This window comes from Micromonospora yongxingensis (assembly GCF_052601155.1).
Map to the genome: position 1 here is coordinate 52,056 of NZ_JBQXEO010000025.1, position 20,544 is coordinate 72,599.

Here is a 20,544-nt window from a genome sequence, read left to right on the forward strand (position 1 = left end):
GACCATGGCCGCCCCCCGCTCGCCGCTGTCGCGGCTGTTCACCGTGCTGCTCGCCGGCTTGCTGGCCGGGCTCGCCCTGGCAGTCGCCGCGCTGCCGGGCAACCTGCTGCTCGGGTTCGCCGCCCGCTCGGCGATCGGCTCGTACGCCGCGTTGCCCGACGCGCTGCGCACCCCCGCCACCCCGCAGCGCTCCTACCTGTACGCGAATGACGGCAAGACCCTGATCACGACGTTCTACGACGTGAACCGCACCGACGTGCCGCTCGCGGACATCGCACCGGTGATGCGGCAGGCGATCGTGGCGGCCGAGGACCGGCGGTTCTACTCGCACGGCGGCGCCGACCTGCGCGGGCTGGCCCGTGCGCTGGTGGCCAACGTCAAGGGCGGCGGCACCGAGCAGGGCGGCTCGACGCTGACCATGCAGTACGTCCGTAACGTGCTCAAGACCGACCCCACCCGCACCGCCGAGGAACGCGCCGCTGCCACCGACCCCACCATGGGCCGCAAGATCCAGGAGATCCGGTACGCGAGCGCGCTGGAGCAGAGCCTCGGCAAGGACGAGATCCTCAACCGCTACCTGAACATCGCCTACTTCGGCTCCGGCGCGTACGGGATCGCGGCGGCCAGCCAGCGCTACTTCGGCAAACCCCCGGCACAGCTCACGCTCGCCGAGTCGGCCCTGCTCGCCGGCCTGGTGCAGTCCCCGGACGCGTACAGCCCGATCGACGGCAACAAGGACGACGCGCTGGCCCGCCGGTCGTACGTGCTGGACTCGATGGCCGACACCGGGGCGATCACCGCCGCGCAGGCCGCCCAGGCGAAGGCGGAGCCGCTGACCCTGCACCCCACCGCCCAGCCCAACGGCTGCACCGCCGTGGCCCAGGGCCACGACGACTGGGGTTACTTCTGCGACTACCTGCGCCGCTGGTGGGTGGCCCAGCCGGCGTTCGGGGCCACCGTGCCGGAGCGCGAGCAGGCCCTGCGCTCGGGCGGCTACACCGTGATCACCTCGCTGGACCCGCAGGTCCAGGCCACCGCGCAGCAGCAGGCCACCAAGGTCTACTCCTACGACAACAAGCGCGCCCTGCCGATCGCGGCCGTGCAGCCGGGCACCGGGCAGGTGCTGGCGATGGCGGTCAACCGGCACTACAGCCTCGCCGACAACCCCAACGGGCAGGCCAACTACCCGAACACCGTCAACCCGCTGATCTCCGGCGGGGCCAGCGTCGACGGCTACCAGGCCGGCTCGACGTTCAAGCTGTTCACGATGCTCGCGGCGCTGGAGTCGGGCCGTACCCTCTCCACCGGCTTCGACGCACCCGCCAAGCTGCCCACCCGGTACGCCGCCGAGGGCCCGGGCAGCTGTGACGGCCGCTGGTGCCCGGCGAACGCCAACCCGGACTGGATGGACGGGTACCGGATGATGTGGGACGGCTTCGGCCGTTCGGTGAACACCTACTTCGTCTGGCTGGCCGAGCAGGTCGGCCAGGACAAGGTGGTGGAGATGGCGCAGCGGCTCGGCATCACCTTCCGCGCCGACGCCGACGCGGCCTTCGCGAAGAACGACGCCGCCAACTGGGGTTCGTTCACCCTCGGGGTGGCCGCCACCACCCCGCTGGACCTGGCCAACGCGTACGCCACGGTGGCCGCCGAGGGCACCTACTGCGTGCCGGTGCCGGTGGTGTCGGTGACCGACGCGAAGGGTCAGCGGGTGCCGGTCGGGCAGCCGTCCTGCAAGCGGGTGCTGGACGCCGACGTGGCCCGTGCCGCGACCGACGCCGCCCGCTGCCCGGTCGGCCAGCAGTCGCCGTACGGGCAGTGCAACGGCGGCACCGCCACCGGTGTGAACGACATTCTTGACGGCCGCCCGGTGGCCGGCAAGACGGGCAGTTCGGAGCAGAACTCCACGGAGACCTTCGTCGGCTTCACCCCGCAGGTCGCGGTCGCCGGCATCGCCGCCAACCCCGACGACCCGACCGACTCGGTGGGCTCCGCGGTGCAGGCCAAGGTGATCGACGCGGTCGCCCGGGTCATCGCCACCGCCGTCAACGGCCAGCCGGAAAAGGCATTCGAGGCGCCCAGCCGCGAACTGGCCGGCGAACCCCGCCGCCCGGTCGAACGCACCCCGGTCGTCCCGGACCGCCGGCCCACCACCCAGGACGACCCCCGCTCGGCCTTCGAACGCTGGCTGAACCGCCGAGGCTGACCCCTCGTACCCCGCGATCTTGCACTTTCGGTCGCCGACTCGCACCATTTGCTCCTTCTGTCGAGTCAGAAAGTGCAAGATCGCGGAGTGCGGCGGGCGGCGCGTGGCTCGGGTCAGGGCTTGCGGCGGCGGGGGCGGTAGCTGGCGACGGTGGCGGGCAGGCCGCGGCGGATGATGCCCGCCCAGTCAGTGTCGCCGCGCAGCACCGCCGCAGCGGTCTTGCGTGCCTGCTCGGCGGTGAAGTGCGGCGGCAGCATCAGCTCGGCCGGGTCGACCAGCGCGTTGATCACCACCGGTCGGTCGGCGGTGAGCGCCCGGTCCCAGACGCCCGGCACCTGCTCCGGTGAGTCGACCAGCTCACCGTGCAGCCCGAGCACCTGTGCCCACTGGTGGTAGCCGATGTCCGGCAGCTGCTGGCTGTCCGGGAACATCGGCGTCCCCTCGCTGGAACGCTGCTCCCAGCTGACGAACGCCAGGTCCCGGTTGTTGAGCACCAGCACCACGAACCGTGGGTCGGCCCAGCTCCGCCAGTACTTGGCCACCGTGATCAGCTCGTTGACGCCGTTCATCTGCATGGCGCCGTCGCCGATCAGCGCGACGAGGGGCCGGTCCGGGTGGGCGAACTTGGCGCTGAGCGAGTACGGCATGGCGCCGCCCATGGACAGCAGGGTGCCGGAGAGGCTGGCCAGCATCCCGGGGCGGACCTGCACGTGCCGGGCGTACCAGGCGGTCGCGGTGCCGCAGTCCACGGCGATCATCGCGTCGTCGGGGAGCCGCTCGTTGAGCGTGGTGAACAGCAACTGCGGGTTGACCGGGTCGGCGGCCTGGTCGGCCAGGTCGCGCTGCACCCGGCGCCACTCCGAGGTGGCCTCGGCGATCTCCGCCCGCCATTCGGTCGGACCGGGACCGGGGCCCAGCTCGCGCAGCAACGCCCGCAGCGTCGGGCCGGCGTCGCCGGTCAGGTTCACCTCGGTCGGGTAGCGCAGCCCGAGCTGGGTGCCGTCCACGTCGATCTGCACCGCGCGGGCCTGCCCCTGCGGCGGGTAGAACTCCGAGTACGGCATGTTGCTGCCCACGATCAGCAGCCGGTCGCAGCCGCTCATCAGCTGCCAGCTCGGTCGGGTGCCGAGCAGCCCGATCGCGCCGGTCACCCACGGCTCGCGGTGGTCCACGGCGGCGAAGCCGAGCAGCGCGGTGGCCACCCCCGCGCCGAGCCGCTGGGCGATCTCGCGGACCTCGTCCTTGGCTCCGAGCGCGCCCTGCCCCACCAGCATCGCCACCCGCTGCCCGCTGCGCAGCACCTCGGCGGCACGGCGCAGGTCCGCCTCCGGGGGGACGGTTGTGGAGCTGCTCGGCACGTTGCTGGTGTGGTAGTAGCCGTGCGCATGCGGCGGGTCGGGGACGGCCGGCTCGTCCTGGATGTCGAGCGGGAGGATCAGGGCGGTGACCGTGCGCCGGGCCAGCGCCGTGCGGCACGCCCGGTCGACCAGGTGGCGGACCTGCGCCGGGTGGTCGAGCTGGGCCAGGAACGCCGCGGCGACGTCCTTGTAGAGGGCCAGCAGGTCGACCTCCTGGTAGTAGCCGCCGCCCTCGGCGGTGACCGCGGTGTTGCCGACCAGGGCGATCACCGGCTGGTGGTCGAGCTTGGCGTCGTACAGGCCGTTGAGCAGGTGGATGGCGCCCGGCCCGCTGGTCACCAACGCGCATCCCAGCGGACCACCGCCGTACTTGACGTGCGCGGAGGCGGCGAAGCCGGCGGTCTCCTCGTGCCGCACCTGGATGAACTGGGCGCGCTCGTTGGTGCGTTGCAGCGCGGAGGTGAGGCCGTTGATGCCGTCGCCCGGGTAGCCGAAGTACCGGTGCACGCCCCAGCTGAACAGGCGGGCGACGATGTGGTCCGCGACGGTCGGGTGTTTGGGCAGGGCGAGCGGTTCGCCCGGCACGTTGTGGTCTGGGCTCACCTGGCTGGTCCTTCCCGTCGGGTCCGTTACGCCGCCCGCCATTCCCCTTCCTTTCCGGACAAAACGCCTCGCACGGTGTGGGATCGACCGGCCCCGGAACGCCCAGCCCGGCGTCCGGCAGAATCGTCGGGTGCCCGTCCACCAGATCACCGACCCCGACGACGACCGGATCGCCGACTACCGCGCGCTCACCGACGTCGAGCTGCGTACCCGCTGGGAACCGCCGCACGGCCTGTTCATCGCCGAGGGGGAGCTGGTGCTGCGCCGGGCGCTGCGTGCCGGCTACCCGGCCCGGTCGTACCTGGTGGACGCCAAGCGCATCGACCAGCTCGCCGACCTGGACACCGGCGACGCGCCGGTCTACGCGGCGACGCAGGACGTGCTGCAGCGGGCCACCGGCTTCCACGTACACCGGGGGGTGCTGGCGTCGTTCCACCGCCGGCCGCTGCCGACGGCGGCCGGGGTGCTCGCCACCGCGCGCCGGGTGGTGATCCTGGAGGACGTCAACAACCACACCAACCTCGGCGCGATCTTCCGGGCGGTGGCGGCGCTCGGGGTGGATGCGGTGCTGCTCTCGCCGAGCTGCGCCGACCCGCTCTACCGGCGCAGCGTCCGGGTCAGCATGGGGGAGGTCTTCGCCGTGCCGTACGCGAAGCTGGACCCCTGGCCGGACGCGCTCGCCGAGGTCCGGGCGGCCGGGTTCACCGTGCTGGCGATGACCCCGGCACCGGACGCGGTGCCGATCCAACGCCTCGACGCCGCACAGCGGGCCCGTTCGGCGCTGCTGCTCGGCGCCGAGGGCGCCGGGCTGACCCGAGCGGCGATGGACGCCAGCGACGTGCGGGTGGTGATCCCGATGCGCCGCGGCGTCGACTCGCTCAACGTGGCCGCCGCCACCGCCGTGGCCTGCTGGGAACTGAGCCGCGACGACCCGATGTGAGGGCGGACATCGCGTCCGGTCGCCGGTGATCGCCGGCACCGACGCGGGATGTCGAGATCCGGCGTCACGGACGGTAGCGTGGCGGCCGTGTTCCCTACCGTCCGTGAGGTCCTCGCCCTGGACCCGGTCCGCCACGGCGCGCCGCGCGTGGTCGCCGGGGACGCCGGGCTGGACCGTCCGGTCCGCTGGGTGCACGTCGCCGAGGTACCGGACATCGCGACCCTGCTCGGCGGCGGCGAGCTGGTGCTCACCACCGGCATCGGGCTCCCCGGCGACGACGCGGGGCTGCGCGCGTTCATCGGGGACCTCGCCGACGTCGGCGTCTCCGGTCTCGTCGTCGAGTTGGGCCGCCGGTACGTCAGCGGGGTGCCCCGCGTGATGGCCGCCGCCGCGGAACGGCGTGGCCTGCCCCTGGTGGAGCTGCGCCGGGCCACCCCGTTCGTACGGATCACCGAGGCGGTGCACGCGTTGATCGTCGACGCGCAGCTCACCGAACTGCGTGCCACCGAGGAGATCCACCAGCGGTTCACCGACCTCTCCGTCGAGGGCGCCGACGCCGCCGAGGTGATCCGGCAGGCCGCCGAGCTGTCCGGTTGCCCGGTGGTGCTGGAGAACCTGTCCCGCCAGGTGCTCGGGTACGACCCGGCGGGGGAGAGCGCCGAGCTGCTGCTGGACGGCTGGGAGCAGCACTCCCGGCGGATCCGGCCGGCCGGGCGGACCGCGTACGACCCGGACAGCGGATGGCTGGTGACGGTCGTCGGCGCCCGGGGGCAGGACTGGGGGCGGCTGCTGCTGCGCTGGCCCGCCGGCGGGGAACTGCCGACCCGGCGGGGCACCGATCCGCCGGGGCCCGGTCCGCGCCCCGGCGACGGGCCGCCGACCCGCCTCACCATCCTGATCGAGCGGGCCGCGTCCACCCTCGCGCTGGGCCGGCTGATCCGCCGCGACGCCGAAGGGCTGGAACGGCAGATCCACCGCACCCTGCTCACGGCGCTGCTCGACCACTCCCGTCCGGTGGACGAGGTGGCGCTGCGGGCCAAGGCACTCGGCGTGGTGCTCGACCGGCGCCACCTGGTCGGCGTGATGGTCCGGCACCGGGCCGACGACCCGGCCGGGGAGGGCGGCCCGGAGGCCGGCCCGGCCCGGCTGCGGGACCTGTCCGAGGCGGTCGGCCAGGCGCTGCGGGAGGCGAAGCTGACCGGGTTGACCAGCGCCGTCGACGACCACTCGGTGGGCGTGCTGCTGGCCCTGCCGGAGGCGGTCGCCGAGGACCGCGCCCTGTCCGCGTTCGCCGCCGCGCTGCGTCGGGTACGCCTCGACGCCGGCGCGTTGCGGGCCACGTCCGGCGCTGACACGTCCCGGGCGCTGGCCGACGGCGGTGGCCGGTCGACGGGCGGGGTGATCGTGGCCGCCGGGTCCGGGGTGGGCGGCCTGCGGGAGGCCCGGCGGTCGCTGGTCGAGGCCCGGCAGATCGCCGAGGCGGCTCGCCGTGACCGCCGTGACCTGCCGATCTTCCGGCTGCCGCACGTGGGTCTCGCCGGCCTGCTGCACCTGCTGCGCGACGAGCCCCGCCTGCAGACCTTCGTGGAGCGCGAACTCGGGGCGCTGCTGGAGTACGACGCCCGGCACCCCCGGGAGCGGCTGCTCGACACCCTGCGCGCGTACCTGGAGCAGGGTCGCAACAAGTCCGCCGGCGCCGCCGCCGCCCACCTGTCCCGGCCGGCTTTCTACGAGCGCCTGGCCCGCATCGCCCGCATCCTCGACGTCGACCTCGACTCCGTCGAAGCCTCCCTCTCCCTCCACGTGGCCCTACTGGCCCTCGACGCCGTCCGCACCCCCTGACCCCCCCCACACCCGGCTGGTCCCGCGCCGCCATTTCCCCTGTTGATCAAGAGGTTTGCGTCAGAAATCGAGCGCGCGATGACGCAAACTTCTTGATCAACACGGGGTAGGGGCGCCGGGGAGGGCGGGGGCGCCCGGGGGGGGTTAGGTGAGGGTGGTCAGGGCTTTGGCGTAGGTGGGGGGGATGTGGTTGGGGCCGCCCGGCGTGAAGACGTCTGAGGTGGCCACTGCGGACCAGGCTGTTGCCGGGACGGCGTCGACCAGGGCGCGGATCACCGGGGCGTCGCGCCACTGGTCCTGTTCGGCGAGCAGGCCCAACGCCACCACCGACTCCTCGACCTCGCCCACGCACTCGAACGGCTTGTGTCCGTCGACGCCGAGCAGCTCCCGGTAACCGGGGATCTGCTCCGGGTCGGCGAGCAGGTCGCCGCCGAAGATGTGGGTGACCCGCTCACGCGGCATGAACGGCGCCATGGCCAGGAAGACGAACCGGCACTTCGGGCAGTCGCGGCACCAGCGTTCGCTCGCGTCGCGTAGCTTGAACGCGGCGTTGCAGCTGGTCACCACGTCGTCGTACCGGGTGAACTCGGCGAAGAGCCGGGCGATGTGCAGCTCGGACAGCGAGCGCAGCAGCGAGAAGTACGGCTCGGTCAGGCCGGCGTGCTCGGCCAGCGCCGCCCGCAGCAGCCCCTCCGCCTCGACGCCCTTGGACCACTGGTGGTTGATCTCGTGACCGTTCCAGACCAGGTTGGGGTCGGACGCCGAGCGCTCGTTGGACATCACGACCGGGCCGAGCCCGTGCAGCACGGCGGTGGCCACCGCGATCAGCGAGTTGATCGCGGTGACCGGGATGTGCCCGTTCAGCGCCCCGGCCGCGTTCAGGTCGAACAGCACCGGGTCGATCCGCCGTCGGGCGGCCAACGGGGTCAACCCGGACGCCTCGTTGACCGAGACGATCACGTGGTTCGGGTTGACCGAGAACGGCACCGGGTCCAGCTCGGCCCGGCGCAGCGCCTCCAGGGTGACGATGGAGTCCTTGCCGCCGCCGACCGCCGAGAGCGGGCGACGGTCGGAGTCGTCGTACACCCGGGCCGGCGACACCTCACCGGCCGGCACCTCCGGGCGCAGCTCCAGCACGTGCGGCAGCTGGTTGCGGTACGCGTACTCCGCCAGGCCCTGGGTGTAGACGGCGGTGACGTAGTCGACGGCGGCCGGGCCCAGCGGCGCCGGCAGCACCAGCCGGGGCGGCGCGGCGGCCTTGTAGTAGCTGACCCCGGCGACCAGGTGCAGCACCTCCAGCACCCGGGCGAGGGTGGCCACCGTCTCGTCCGAGGGCGGCTGGGCGGGCAGCGGAAGGGTGATGACCTCGGTGAACCGCTGCTCGCCGGCGGGGCCGGTCAGGGCGTAGTCGAACAACACCTCGCCGGTGGCGAAGTCGATCGAGTAGGACGGGAAGGTGAAGGCGTCCATCCGCCGGAGCTGCTCGTTGGGCACACGCCATACTAGGCCCTGGTTCGTCCGGCCGTGTCCGGCTGTGCCGGACCGCGCCCGCCCGCCCCGCCGCCGCGACCCCCGAGGAGAGCCCCGTGCGCCTGTCTGACCTGCGCGGACGTACCGTCGCCGTCTGGGGGACCGGCCGGGAGGGCCGGGCCGCGGTGACCGCGATCGCCGCGCACGGCCCGGCCGAGCTGGTCGCCGTCGACGACAGCGCGAACTTCCTCTCGCTGCCGTGGGACGGCCCGTTGGCCGAGGCGGCCCCGCTGGTCACCGGGGAGGAGGGCTTCGAACGGCTGGCCGCCGCCGACGTGGTGGTCCGTTCGCCCGGTGTGCCGCAGACCCACCCGTGGCTGGTCGAGCTGCGCCGGCGGGGCATTCCCGTCACCCAGGGCACCGCGCTGTGGATGGCCGACCACGCCGCGCGCACCGTCGGGGTCACCGGCAGCAAGGGCAAGAGCACCACCTCCAGCCTGATCAGCCACCTGCTCACCGCGACGGGCCGACCGAACGTCTTCGGCGGCAACATCGGGGTGCCGACCCTCGACCTGCCCGAGGCGGAGCTGTACGTGCTGGAGCTGTCCAGCTACCAGTGCAGCGACCTCACCGACTCGCCCCGGGTGGCCGTGGTCACCGCGCTCTTCCCCGAGCACCTGGACGCGCACGGCGGGGAGCGGGAGTACTACCGCGACAAGCTGAACCTGCTCGCCCACGACCCGGAGACGATCGTGGTGAACGGCGGCGACCCCCGGCTCGCCGCCGAGCTGGGTGACCTACCGGCGACCCGCACCGGTCGCCCCGACACCACCCACGTCGCCACCGGAGCCGACGGCACGCCCTGGTTCCACCTCGGCGACCAGCCGCTCTTCCCGCGCGCCGTGCTGCCCCTGGTGGGCCGGCACAACGAGGGCAACCTGTGTGTGGCGCTCGCCGTGCTGGACGCCCTGGGCGTCGACGTGGTGGCCGAGAGGGACAGCCTCGCCGTCGCGGTCGCCGAGTTCCAGGGGCTGGCCCACCGGCTCACCGAGATCACCGACCCGTCCGGGTTGACCTTCGTCGACGACACGCTGGCCACCAGCCCGTACGCGGCCATGCACGCGATCGACGCGTACGACGGGCGGCCGTTGACCGTGATCGTCGGAGGCAACGACCGGGGGTTGGACTACTCGCCGCTGGCCGAGCACCTGGCGGAGCGGGAACTGACCGTGATCGGCATCCCGGACAGCGGCGCCCGCATCGTCGAGGCGCTCGCCGGCCTGCCCAAGGTGCGTACCGAACTGGTCGACGACCTGGTGGACGCGGTGCGGCTGTCCCGGGAGCTGACCCCGGCCGGCGGCGTGGTGCTGCTGTCCCCGGCCGCGCCGAGCTACGGCCGGTTCCGCAACTTCGAGCACCGCTCCGAGGTCTTCGCCCAGGCCGTCGCCGACACCGCCGGGGCATAGCCGGGGCAGCGCGCATGCCGGCCGGCGACGGCGGTCAGCGCTCGTCGTGCAGGGCGCGCATCGAGCGGATCGCCGAGCGGATCTCCTGGAGGTAGCGGCCCGGGGTGAGTGTCTGCTCGGGCAGCACCGCCAGGTCGGCCAGCGCCGGGTCCACGCCGACGGTGTCGATGTCGCAGCCGTACGGCACGGCCAGGGTGCGCAGCGCGTCGCAGTGCTGGAACGGCACGTAGATCGGCGCGGTGACCATCAGCACGTCGTCGCCCGGAGCGAGCTGGACGTGCCCGGCCCAGAACCGCTGCGTGTCGGCGGTGTGCGCGCGCCGCCGATCCGGTTCGCTCGACGGCGCGGCGAGCACCCGTACCGACGGCAGTCCCGCCGGTCGGTAGGTCCGCGAGGACCAGGAATGGTGCGGATGGCCGGCGTCGAGACCGTCCTGTTGCGCCGGTGCGGTCACCTGGAAGATCCGCCGGACCGCCGAGTCGAGTACGTCCACCTCGGTCTCGTCGGCCGGCAGGCCCGCGTCGGCCAGGGTCCGGCGTTCCCACTCGGTCAGCGGACGGAAGCTGCCCAGCACGGCGACCTCGCCGGTCACCCGCAGGCCGGCGCGCAGCAGGTGGGCGGCGTACCCGACCCGGCGTACGCAGGCGTGCGCCAGACCGCCGAGGACCACCAGATGGGCGTACGCCGGTTTGGCCGGCGCCACCGGCCGGACCAGCCCGAGCGCGGCCGCCGACGTGAGCACCAGCTCGGTGGTGGCCGGGTCGAGGTACGGCTCCCGGGCGTCGGGCCGCTCCCGGCCGCCCCGGAAGTCCCAGTGCCGGGCGGAGAACTCGTCCAGGAACCGGAGCACCTCGGTGAGGTCACCGTCGGGCCAGCTGCCGCCGAAGCCGGCGACCAGTCGGCGGATCGGGTCCGCGCAGACCCATCCGGCGATGCCGGCGGTCGGCTCGCCCGGCGCGCCGACGGTCAGCGGTACGGGCAGCTCGGGCACCGCCGGATCGTACCGGGACGGCTGCGTTGTCGTCCCGTCGTACCCTGGCGGCAGCCGACGCCCGGGAGGTACGTCGATGACCGATCTGCTCCGCCGCTCCCGCGTCGACCGGGCCGGGCCGGCCGGTGGGTTCGTCCGGCTGCTGGCGCACACCGACCCGGTCGCGCTGGTCGGCATCCTGCTGTCGATCTCGCTGTCGGTCACGTTGGACCTCACCAACGCGGCGACCGGGGTGGAGTCGTTGCTCGCCGGGTTGATGGGCACCACCATCTCGCTGCTGGTGGATTCGTTGGCCCGGGCCGAGCGCCGCTTCCACCTGCGGACGCTGCTGGAGGGGCCGCCCTGGCTGGTGCACGCGGTACCCGAGGTGGTCACCGGCACCCGGGAGGCCGTCGAACGGCACCCGGGCACCCGGGTCGCCGAGGAGGCCCGGCGCCGCTTCGAGCGGTTCCGGGCGCAGACCGAGCAGTTGCGCGCCGGTCGGATCGTCCGGCCGGGTGACGACTGCCAGGACCTGCTCGGCGGCACGCGGGAGTGCGTGCGGCGGCTGGACGCGGTGACCAACGTGATGCCGAGGGCCAGCGGTGAGCTGAGCTGGTGGCGCAGTGACATCGGTCGGCACTACTGGGCGGCCAACGTCGAGGCGTTGGGTCGCGGCGTACGGATCACCCGGGTCTTCCTGCACGCCGGGCTGACCGACGAGCTGACCGAGCTGGTGCGGGCGCAGCGTCGCGCCGGGGTGCGGGTGGGGCTGCTGCCGTGGGGCGTGGTGGACGCCTCGCGGCACGTCAACCTGACCGTGTGGGACGGCACCGCCTGCTGGGAGGGCGTGATGAGCGCGCACGGTGAGATCACCGAGAACCAGTTCTCGGTCAACGCGGCGGACCTGGCCCGGTTGACCGATGTCTTCGACGTCTGCGTCGAGGCCGCGACCTTCCTCGACTGACCGCGACCGGAGGGCATGCGCGCCGATGACCGTCAGCGGAGTGTTGCTGGTGACGGCGGTGGTGTGGGCGGTCAGTCTGATCCGGTCGGTGCGCCTGCGGGCGTTCGTCTACAGTCTCCCGCTGCCGATGACGGTGGCGCTGGTGAGCACCGGGCACCGGGTGGAGGGCGCGCAACTGCTCGGGGTGCTCGGCCTCAACCTGTTCTTCGTCGTCGTGGCGGTCACCCACCACCGGCTGCGCTGGCCGATCCTGCTCGCCGACGCGGCCGGCATCGCCGGTTACGTGGCGTTCAGCGCGGGCCTGCTGGCCGTGCCGGTGCCGTTCGGGCCGGCGCTGGCCGGCACCGTGGCGCTCTGGGCGCTGGCGATGCTGCTGCTGCGCCGGCAGCATCCCGCCCCGAGGCCGGCGCCGGAGACCGACCCGCAGCCGGAGACCGACCCGCAGGCGGGGACGGGGCAGCCGTTGCCGGCGCCGGTCAAGCTGCTGGTGATCCTGCTCGGCGCGACGCTCACCGGGCTCCTCGGTGAGCTGCTGCGGGCGATGGTCGTGACCTTCCCGTACTCGGGGGTGCTGGTCGCCGTCGAGAGCCGCCGCGACCTGGTGGCGTTCAGCCGGCACTTCGCCCGCAACAGCCTGGCGCTGGTGGGCTTCCTGGCCGCGTACCACTGGTGGCAGGGCCACTCGCCGGTCCTTGCCGTGGTGGCCGGCTGGGTGGCCTTCGCGGTGCTCGCGGCGGCGCTGCACGCGCCGGCTGTCGGCGGCGCGGCCCGACGCCGGACGGTGCTGCGCGCCGACTGACGCTCCCGCCGCTGGGCTGACGCACTGTCAGGAGCGGACGACCGCTGCGCTACACAGTGGCAGTTGTCCACACCGGCACCCGGTGGGAGCGTGCGGTATCCATGAATGCCGCTGAAGGGTTGCCACGATGACCGACGACCTGCTGGCCCGGCACCGGGCCGTGCTCCCGTCCTGGATGCCGCTGTACTACGCCGAGCCGATCGAGCTGGTCGCCGGCTCGGGCCGCCGGGTCACCGACGCCCAGGGCCGCAGCTACCTGGACTTCTTCGGCGGGGTGCTGACGAACATGATCGGCTACGACATCCCGGAGATCCGGGAGGCGGTGGAGCGTCAGCTTGCCACCGGCATCGTGCACAGCTCGACGCTCTACCTGATCCGGCAGCAGGTGGAACTGGCCGAGAAGATCGCGCAGCGTTCCGGCATCCCGGACGCGCGGGTGTTCTTCACCAACTCCGGCACCGAGGCCAACGAGGCGGCGCTGCTGGTCGCCACCAACCACCGCCGCTCGCACCAGATCCTGGCCGTGCGCAACAGCTACCACGGCCGGTCGTACGCGGCGATGGGCGTCACCGGCAACCGCAACTGGTCGGCCAGCGGGCTCAACCCGCTGCAGGTGGCCTGGCTGCACTCGGGTGACCGGGTGCGCGGCCTGCTGGCCCGGCTGAGCGACGAGGAGCAGGTCGACGCCGCGGTGGAGGACCTGCGCGAGGTGCTGGCCACCCAGACCGCCGGCGACGTGGCCGCGCTGATCGCCGAGCCGATCCAGGGTGTGGGCGGTTTCGTGCACCCGCCGGACGGGCTCTTCGCGGGCTGGAAGAAGGTCCTCGACGAGCACGGCATCCTGTTCATCGCCGACGAGGTGCAGACCGGCTGGGGGCGCACCGGCGAGCATTTCTGGGGCTACCAGGCGCACGGGGTCACCCCCGACCTGCTCACCTTCGCCAAGGGCATCGGCAACGGGTTCGCGCTGGCCGGGGTGGTCGGCCGGGCCGAGGTGCTGGAGTCGGTGCCGGCGATCAGCTTCTCCACCTTCGGCGGCAACCCGATCTCCACGGCGGCCGGCAACGCGGTGCTCGACTACCTCGTCGAGCACGACCTCCAGGCCAACGCGGCCCGCGTCGGCGCGATCCTCGCCGACGGCCTGCGCGCCGCGGTGGGTGGGCTGGACTGCGTCGCGGAGGTACGCGGCAAGGGGCTGATGCTCGGCGTCGAGTTCGTCCGGGCGGGGACGAACGAGCCCGATCCGGCGCTGACCAACCGGGTCTTCGAGGCGTGCCGGACCGGCGGCCTGCTGGCCGGCAAGGGCGGCCTGTACGGCAACGTGCTGCGGATGGGTCCACCGTTGACGTTGACCGAGGAGGAGGCCCGTGAGGGCCTTGCCATTCTCGTCGACGCGATCCGCTCCTCGGCGGGGGTGGCGGCATGAGCATCGGTCACTTCATCGACGGCAAGCGGGTCGGCGGCACGTCCGAGCGGCGTGGCGACGTGTTCGACCCGGCGACGGGTCGGCGTACCGCCGAGGTCGAGCTGGCCTGCACCGCGGACGTCGACGTCGCGGTGCAGGCCGCCGCCCGCGCCGCCCGGTCGTGGCGGGACGCGTCGCTGGCGAAGCGGTCGGCGGTGCTGTTCGCCTTCCGGGAGTTGGTGCACGCCCGCCGGGACCGGCTCGCCGAGGTGATCACCGCCGAGCACGGCAAGGTGCTCGCCGACGCCGCCGGCGAGGTGCAGCGCGGCCTGGAGGTGATCGAGTACGCCTGCGGCCTGCCGTCGGCGCTGCGCGGCGCGTTCAGCGAGAACGTCTCCACCGAGGTCGACTCGTACACCATCCGGCAGCCGCTCGGGGTGGTCGCGGTGATCTCTCCGTTCAACTTCCCGGTGATGGTGCCGCTGTGGTTCGTGCCGGTCGCGGTGGCCTGCGGCAACGCGGTGGTGCTCAAGCCGAGCGAGAAGGACCCGAGCGCGGCGCTGCTGCTGGCGGAGTGGTTCGCCGAGGCGGGCCTGCCGGACGGGGTGCTGAACGTGGTCAACGGCGACAAGGAGGCCGTCGACGCGCTGCTGGACCACCCGGAGGTTCGGTCGGTGTCGTTCGTCGGCTCCACCCCGATCGCCCGGTACGTCTACCAACGCGGCACCGCCGCAGGCAAGCGGGTGCAGGCGCTCGGTGGGGCGAAGAACCACATGGTGGTGCTCCCGGACGCCGACCTGGACCTGGCCGCCGACGCGGCGGTCAACGCCGGCTTCGGCTCGGCGGGGGAGCGGTGCATGGCCATCTCGGTGCTGGTGGCGGTCGAGCCGGTCGCCGACGCGCTGGTCGAACGGATCGCCGCCCGGATGGCCGGTCTGCGCACCGGCGACGGCCGGCGGGGCTGCGACATGGGTCCGCTGGTGACCGCCGCCCACGCGGCGAAGGTGCGCTCCTACGTCGACGCCGGGGTGGCCGCCGGCGCGGTGCCGGTGGTGGACGGTCGGGACGTGACGCCGGACGGCGACCGAGACGGCTTCTGGCTCGGCCCCACGCTGTTCGACCGGGTGACCCCGGACATGTCGATCTACACCGACGAAATCTTCGGGCCGGTGCTGAGCGTGGTCCGGGTCGGCTCGTACGACGAGGCGGTGGAGCTGGTCAACGCCAGCCCGTACGGCAACGGCACGGCGATCTTCACCAACGACGGTGGGGCGGCCCGGCGCTACCAGCACGAGGTGGAGGTGGGCATGGTCGGGATCAACGTGCCCATCCCGGTGCCGATGGCGTACCACTCGTTCGGCGGCTGGAAGTCGTCGCTCTTCGGTGACCTGCACGCGCACGGTGAGGACGGGGTGCGCTTCTTCACGCGGGGCAAGGTGGTCACCAGCCGGTGGCTCGATCCCCGGCACGGCGGGGTCAACCTCGGCTTCCCCACCCAGACCTGAGCAGCCGCAGCATGCCCGCCCCGGCCAGGTACGCCAGGAGCGCCGGGACGGGCATGCCGAGCGGCTCCGGGGCACCTTTCGGGGTCGCGCTGTTGATCAGCAGTGCGACCACCACGGCGACGTAGCCGGCCACGGTCAGCAGCCTGCGAACCGTGGTGCCGTGGCCGCCACGACGGCCGGTGCGGTGTCGGGCGCTGCGGGCCTCCACCGGCCCGAAGATGGCGACCAGCACCGCCAGGACGGCAGCGAGCAGCAGCAGCCAGGGCACCCGCCATGCCCACCAGTCGGCCGAGCCGGCCGCCGGTGTGGGCAGCGTGCCGGTCACGTCGAGCAGCCCGATCAGCAGGATCGCGGCGGTGAGGTGCCAGAGGAAGACGGTCAGCACCACCAGGTTGACCGCGATCACCACCTGCCACGGGCCGGTGCGGCGCAGCAGGCGCTCGGCGGGGCCGCGCAGCAGCAGGATCAGGCCGAGCTGGGCGGTGGCGAGGGCCAGCAGCGCGAGGCTGGGCGGCGCGGCGTTGTCCAGCCTCGCGCCGGGCACGTTGAGCATGGACACCGGCCAGGGGCCGGGCGCGGTGAGCAGCAGCAGCACCGCCAGCCCGCAGGCCAGGAACACCAGGCCGGCCCGGCGGGAGATGGGCAGCGGGCGTCGGCGTACCCCCGGATGGTCGGCGGCCGACGGCCCGGCCGCGCGGGCGTCGTGCCAGGCGAAGCCGAGCTGGTGGACGGCCAGCCAGCCGAACAGGTAGTTGCCGTAGCTCAGCTCCACCGGCCCGGTGAGCCGTCCCAGATCGCCGAGGCCGACGAGGGCGACCAGGACGACCGGTACGGCCAGGCCGAAGCGGCGGTGCAGCGCGTGCATCGGTGGGGTGAGCGCGACCACCGCCAGGTAGGCGACCAGGAACCAGAGCGGGATGGTGGCGAACCAGACCACCTCGCGGATCCGGGTCGGGTCGGTGCCGAGCAGCCGGGCCAGCGCGGCGGCGGCGCCGAGCACCAGCACCAGCACGCTGGTGGGTCGGACCAGTCGGGTGCTGCGGTCGAGCAGCCAGCCGACGGAGTCACCGCTCCGGGCGCGCAGCCGGCTCAGCGAGGCCGCGTTGGCGTAGCCGCCGACCAGGAAGAAGACCGGCATGACCTGGGCGATCCAGGTCAGCGGGTACGCCCACGGCAGGTCGCCGAGCGCGGAGTGCCCGGTGGGCTGGCCGGCGTCGTCCCGTTCGATCACGCTGGCGGTCCAGTGTCCGAGAACGACCATGGTGATGGCGACCGCGCGGAGCAGGTCGACGTACCGTTCCCGGCCGGCCGGGGTGCGCTCGGCGAGCTGGCGCAGGCGGCGCATCGCCCCAGGCTATGCGACCCGGTGTTGGCCGGTGGTGATAACGGTTCGGCCGTCAGTACTTGAAGTCGGGCCCGCGCTGTCGTAGAAATTCTTCAGCAACATGGTGTGAACTGAAGAGAATCAACGTGCCTCGCGAGACGGACGCCTTCCCCCAGCACCAGGCGACCGCCCGACCCGACCCGAGGAGAACTCATGAACAGGCGTGACATCCTGCGGCGCAGCGCCGCCGCCGGCCTGCTGGCCACCCCCGCCGCCGGCCTGCTGGCCGGCTGCGCCAGTGGCGGTGGCGGTGACAAGGACGACGCCACCGCCTACAAGGGCACCAAGAGCGAACAGAACCCGCTCGGCGTCAAGGAGGACGCACCGCTCGAGGTGGTGATCTTCGGCGGTGGGTTCGGCGAGGAGTACGCCAAGGCCCACGAGGCCATGTACACCGAGAAGTACCCGAAGGCGAAGGTCAAGCACTCCGTCACCCAGGAGATCAGCAAGAGCCTCCAGCCGCGCTTCGTCGACGGCACCCCGCCGGACGTGGTCAACAACTCCGGCGCCGGCCAGATCGACTTCAACGGCCTGGTGAGCCAGAACGCCCTCGCCGACCTCGGCGAGCTGCTGGCCGCCCCGAGCCTCGACGTCCCCGGCAAGACGGTCAAGGACACGCTGCTGCCCGGCGCGGTCGAGGTCGGCTCCTACGACGGCAAGTTCCTGGTGTTGAACTACACCTACACCGCCTACGGCATCTGGTACTCCAACAAGCTGTTCACCGAGCGCAAGTGGGAGTACGCCAAGACCTGGGACGAGCACATCGCGCTCTGCAAGCAGATCAAGGCCGCCGGCATCGCCCCCTGGACGTACGCCGGCCTGCACCCGCGCTACATGAGCTGGCCGGTGATCGCCACCGCGATCAAGCTCGGCGGCCCCTCGGTGGCCACCGCGATCGACAACCTGGAGCCGAACGCCTGGAAGTCCGACTCGATGAGGGCCGCCGCCGACGCGTGGTACCAGATCGTCAAGGACAAGTACATCCTGGAGGGCTCGCCCGGCCTGGACCACAAGCAGTCGCAGACCGCGTGGTGCCAGGGCAAGGCCGCGTTCATCTCCTGTGGCTCCTGGCTGGAGAGCGAGCAGAAGGACGTCACCCCGGCCGGGTTCAACATGACCATCGCGCCGACGCCCAGCCTGGGCAGCGGTGACAAGCTGCCGTTCGAGGCGATCCGGGGCACCGCCGGTGAGCCGTTCATGGTGCCGGCGAAGGCCCGCAACGTGGCCGGCGGCCTCGAATACTTCCGGACCATGCTCTCCCTCAAGGGCGCCCAGGACTTCACCCGGAAGGTCTCCAGCCTCACCGTGGTCGCCGGCGCCACCGAGGGCGTCGAGCTGCCGTACGGGCTGAACACCGTGGTCAAGGCGCTCGACGCGTCCGGCGCCAACGGCTTCAACTGGGTCTACAACAACTACTACCGCAAGCTGGAGCGCAACCTCGTGGACGCCGCGTGCGGTGAGTTCTTCAGCGGTCGGACCAGCCCGGCGGAGTTCCTCGAGCAGTGCCAGAAGGGCGCCGACTCGATCGCCCAGGACACCTCGGTCAAGAAGTACAAGCGAGCGGCCTGACAGCCCGGCCGGTGGGGGTGGATCCACCCCCACCGGCCGCAACACCGCGAAAGGTCCTCATCGTGAGACATGGCAAGTGGCCGCTGATCGTCACCTTCCTGGTGCCGCCGGTGCTGCTCTACGTCGCCTTCGTCGTCTCCCCGTACCTGCAGGCGTTCCAGATCTCCACCACCGACTGGCTCGGCTACTCGCCCGAGGCCAACTCCGTCGGCCTGGCGAACTTCAAGGCCCTGTGGCACGACGACTACGTCTGGAACGCGCTGAAGAACAACGCGATCCTGCTGGGCCTGGTGCCGGTGCTGACCATCGTGCTCGGGCTCTTCTTCGCCACCATGCTGGCCATGGGCGGCCGCAGCGGCCGCGCCGGCGTGACCGGTGTACGTGGCGGCGCGTTCTACCGCACGGTCTACTTCTTTCCCCAGGTGCTCTCCGTGGTGATCATCGCGCTGCTCTGGAAGGAGGTCTACCACCCGAACAAGGGGCTGCTCACGAGCGCCCTGCACGGCCTCGGCCTGCCCGCGCCGACCTGGCTCGGTGACCCGTCGACGGCCTTCTGGTGCGTGCTGGCGGTGATGGTGTGGAGCAACGTCGGGTTCTACGTCGTGCTGTTCGGGGCGGCGATGTCGGCCGTGCCGAAGGAGATCTACGAGGCGGTGCTGCTCGACGGCGCGTCCCGGTTCACCACGCTGCGGCGGGTCACGCTGCCGCTGCTCTGGGACACCGTCCAGGTCGCCTGGGTCTACCTCGCCATCTTCGCCCTGGACGGGTTCATCCTCGTGCAGTTGATGACCAACGGTGGGCCGAACTTCTCCACCGACGTGATCGGCGTCCGGATGTACGACACGGCCTTCGGCAGCGAGACAAAGTTCGGCTACGCCTCGGCGATCGGCGTGGTGATGTTCTTCCTGACCCTCTCGGTGGCGGTGCTGTCGCTGCGGATTGGCCGGCGCGATCGGATCGAGTACTCATGACCACACTGGACAAGCCCGCCTCCGCCGCCACCGCGCCGACGCGGGCCGCCGGGCGGGACCGCCCCCTCCGCCGGGATCTCGGGGTGGCCAACGCCTTCTCGCACGGCTTCCTGCTGATCTGGGGGCTGCTCACCGTCCTGCCGCTGCTGTGGATGTTCATCAGCTCGTTCAAGACCAACGGTGAGATCCTGGCCGACCCGTGGGGGCTGCCCGGCGCGCTGCACTGGGACAACTGGGCGCGGGCCTGGACCGGCGCGCACATCGGCCGGTACTTCCTCAACAGCCTGGTGGTGGTGGCCGGCTCGGTCAGCCTCACCATGCTGATGGGCGCCACCGCCGCGTACGTCTTCGCCCGGTACGAGTTCCGCGGCCGGCAGTTCGTCTACTACCTGTTCGTCGGCGGGCTGATGTTCCCGGTGTTCCTCGCCCTGGTGCCGCTCTTCTTCGTGGTCCGCAACGCCGGCCTCTTCGGCACCTGGCGCGGGCTGATCCTGGTGTACGCGGCCTACTCGCTGCCGTTCACGGTGTTCTTCCTGACCGCGTTCTTCCGGACCCTGCCGACCTCGGTGGCGGAGGCCGCGATGGTCGACGGGTGTGGTCACTTCCGACTCTTCTTCCGGGTGATGCTGCCGATGGCGCGTCCGGGACTGATCAGTGTTGCGATCTTCAACTTCCTCAGTCACTGGAACCAGTTCCTGCTACCCCAGGTGTTGATGCAGGGCGACGAGTCGAAGTGGGTGCTCGCCCAGGGGCTGTTCGCCCTGTCGGTCAGCCAGGGGTACGCCGGCGACTACGCCCGCCTCTTCGCCGGGCTGAGCATCGCGGTCCTGCCGGTGCTCGCCGTGTACGTGTTCTTCCAGCGACAGGTGCAGTCGGGCCTCACCGCGGGCCAGCTCAAGTAGCCAGCCGGTCCGCCAGCCCCGCAGGGCTGACCGATCCTGATCGCCCCGCTGCCTGCCCTCCGGACTCCTACCCCGAGCCCAGGATCCGCGCACTTTCGGTGGTATTGCTGCCTCACGGCGCCGCGAGCCAGCAGCATCACCGAAGGTGCGCGGATCGTGGTCGTGTGCCTGCCTGCGCCGGGCGGGC

15 protein-coding genes are annotated in these 20,544 nt (G+C 72.3%); 11 read left to right on the top strand and 4 right to left on the bottom strand.

Going from position 1 to position 20,544, the window contains the following annotated elements; all coding sequences use genetic code 11:
- Positions 1 to 4 precede the first annotated feature (4 nt).
- Positions 5 to 2,206, top strand: coding sequence for a transglycosylase domain-containing protein (locus ACTWLT_RS25350; RefSeq protein ID WP_445320508.1), 2,202 nt, complete (start codon positions 5 to 7; stop codon positions 2,204 to 2,206).
- Positions 2,207 to 2,319: 113 nt separating this feature from the next.
- Here the strand turns inward: ACTWLT_RS25350 and ACTWLT_RS25355 are convergent, their stop codons facing one another.
- Complete coding sequence (locus ACTWLT_RS25355; protein WP_445320509.1) at positions 2,320 to 4,167, bottom strand: thiamine pyrophosphate-requiring protein; 1,848 nt, start codon at positions 4,165 to 4,167, stop codon at positions 2,320 to 2,322.
- A gap of 82 nt (positions 4,168 to 4,249) precedes the next feature.
- Here ACTWLT_RS25355 and ACTWLT_RS25360 point away from each other — a divergent pair, with 82 nt between their 5' ends.
- Both ACTWLT_RS25360 and ACTWLT_RS25365 read left to right on the top strand, forming a co-directional pair.
- The gene (locus ACTWLT_RS25360) at positions 4,250 to 5,107 is read left to right on the top strand and encodes a TrmH family RNA methyltransferase (protein WP_445320540.1); all 858 of its coding nucleotides are present in this window, start codon (positions 4,250 to 4,252) and stop codon (positions 5,105 to 5,107) included.
- 87 nt (positions 5,108 to 5,194) lie between these two features.
- Positions 5,195 to 6,949 carry a PucR family transcriptional regulator gene (locus ACTWLT_RS25365; protein WP_445320510.1) on the top strand — a complete coding sequence of 585 codons (1,755 nt, stop codon included), beginning with the start codon at positions 5,195 to 5,197 and terminating at the stop codon, positions 6,947 to 6,949.
- Positions 6,950 to 7,093: 144 nt separating this feature from the next.
- On the opposite strand, the gene ACTWLT_RS25370 is transcribed toward ACTWLT_RS25365, so the two are convergent.
- Complete coding sequence (locus tag ACTWLT_RS25370) at positions 7,094 to 8,443, bottom strand: MurL-like N-terminal domain-containing (RefSeq protein WP_445320511.1); 1,350 nt, start codon at positions 8,441 to 8,443, stop codon at positions 7,094 to 7,096.
- Between the two features lie 92 nt (positions 8,444 to 8,535).
- On the opposite strand from ACTWLT_RS25370, the gene murD reads away from it, so the two are divergent.
- Entirely contained in the window at positions 8,536 to 9,885 is a 1,350-nt protein-coding gene (gene murD, locus ACTWLT_RS25375; RefSeq protein ID WP_445320512.1) for a UDP-N-acetylmuramoyl-L-alanine--D-glutamate ligase, read from the top strand.
- A 34-nt stretch (positions 9,886 to 9,919) separates the two neighbouring features.
- Here the strand turns inward: murD and ACTWLT_RS25380 are convergent, their stop codons facing one another.
- Positions 9,920 to 10,876: a hypothetical protein gene (locus ACTWLT_RS25380; protein WP_445320513.1), complete on the bottom strand. Its 957-nt coding sequence runs from the start codon at positions 10,874 to 10,876 to the stop codon at positions 9,920 to 9,922.
- Between the two features lie 76 nt (positions 10,877 to 10,952).
- On the opposite strand from ACTWLT_RS25380, the gene ACTWLT_RS25385 reads away from it, so the two are divergent.
- The 4 genes from ACTWLT_RS25385 (at position 10,953) to ACTWLT_RS25400 (ending at position 15,531) form a co-directional block, all read left to right on the top strand.
- Positions 10,953 to 11,822 carry a hypothetical protein gene (locus ACTWLT_RS25385; RefSeq protein ID WP_445320514.1) on the top strand — a complete coding sequence of 290 codons (870 nt, stop codon included), beginning with the start codon at positions 10,953 to 10,955 and terminating at the stop codon, positions 11,820 to 11,822.
- Positions 11,823 to 11,847: 25 nt separating this feature from the next.
- A complete protein-coding gene (locus ACTWLT_RS25390) occupies positions 11,848 to 12,621 on the top strand; it encodes a hypothetical protein (protein ID WP_445320515.1) in 774 nt (257 codons plus the stop codon).
- A gap of 127 nt (positions 12,622 to 12,748) precedes the next feature.
- Positions 12,749 to 14,047, top strand: a complete 1,299-nt coding sequence (locus ACTWLT_RS25395) for an aspartate aminotransferase family protein (RefSeq protein WP_445320516.1) — start codon at positions 12,749 to 12,751, stop codon at positions 14,045 to 14,047.
- Positions 14,044 to 15,531 (top strand): CoA-acylating methylmalonate-semialdehyde dehydrogenase, encoded by a 1,488-nt coding sequence (locus tag ACTWLT_RS25400; RefSeq protein WP_445320517.1) that lies wholly within the window; start codon positions 14,044 to 14,046, stop codon positions 15,529 to 15,531. Before ACTWLT_RS25395 ends, ACTWLT_RS25400 begins: the two co-directional genes overlap by 4 nt.
- Here the strand turns inward: ACTWLT_RS25400 and ACTWLT_RS25405 are convergent.
- Complete coding sequence (locus ACTWLT_RS25405; RefSeq protein ID WP_445320518.1) at positions 15,503 to 16,876, bottom strand: acyltransferase family protein; 1,374 nt, start codon at positions 16,874 to 16,876, stop codon at positions 15,503 to 15,505. The two genes, ACTWLT_RS25400 and ACTWLT_RS25405, sit on opposite strands and share 29 nt — an antisense overlap.
- Positions 16,877 to 17,068: 192 nt before the next feature.
- Here ACTWLT_RS25405 and ngcE point away from each other — a divergent pair, with 192 nt between their 5' ends.
- From ngcE to ACTWLT_RS25420, 3 genes are all read left to right on the top strand, one after another.
- Positions 17,069 to 18,484, top strand: a complete 1,416-nt coding sequence (gene ngcE / locus ACTWLT_RS25410) for an N-acetylglucosamine/diacetylchitobiose ABC transporter substrate-binding protein (RefSeq protein ID WP_445320519.1) — start codon at positions 17,069 to 17,071, stop codon at positions 18,482 to 18,484.
- Between the two features lie 62 nt (positions 18,485 to 18,546).
- Positions 18,547 to 19,455 carry a carbohydrate ABC transporter permease gene (locus ACTWLT_RS25415; protein WP_252420433.1) on the top strand — a complete coding sequence of 303 codons (909 nt, stop codon included), beginning with the start codon at positions 18,547 to 18,549 and terminating at the stop codon, positions 19,453 to 19,455.
- Complete coding sequence (locus ACTWLT_RS25420; RefSeq protein WP_445320520.1) at positions 19,452 to 20,357, top strand: carbohydrate ABC transporter permease; 906 nt, start codon at positions 19,452 to 19,454, stop codon at positions 20,355 to 20,357. Before ACTWLT_RS25415 ends, ACTWLT_RS25420 begins: the two co-directional genes overlap by 4 nt.
- Positions 20,358 to 20,544: the final 187 nt, after the last annotated feature.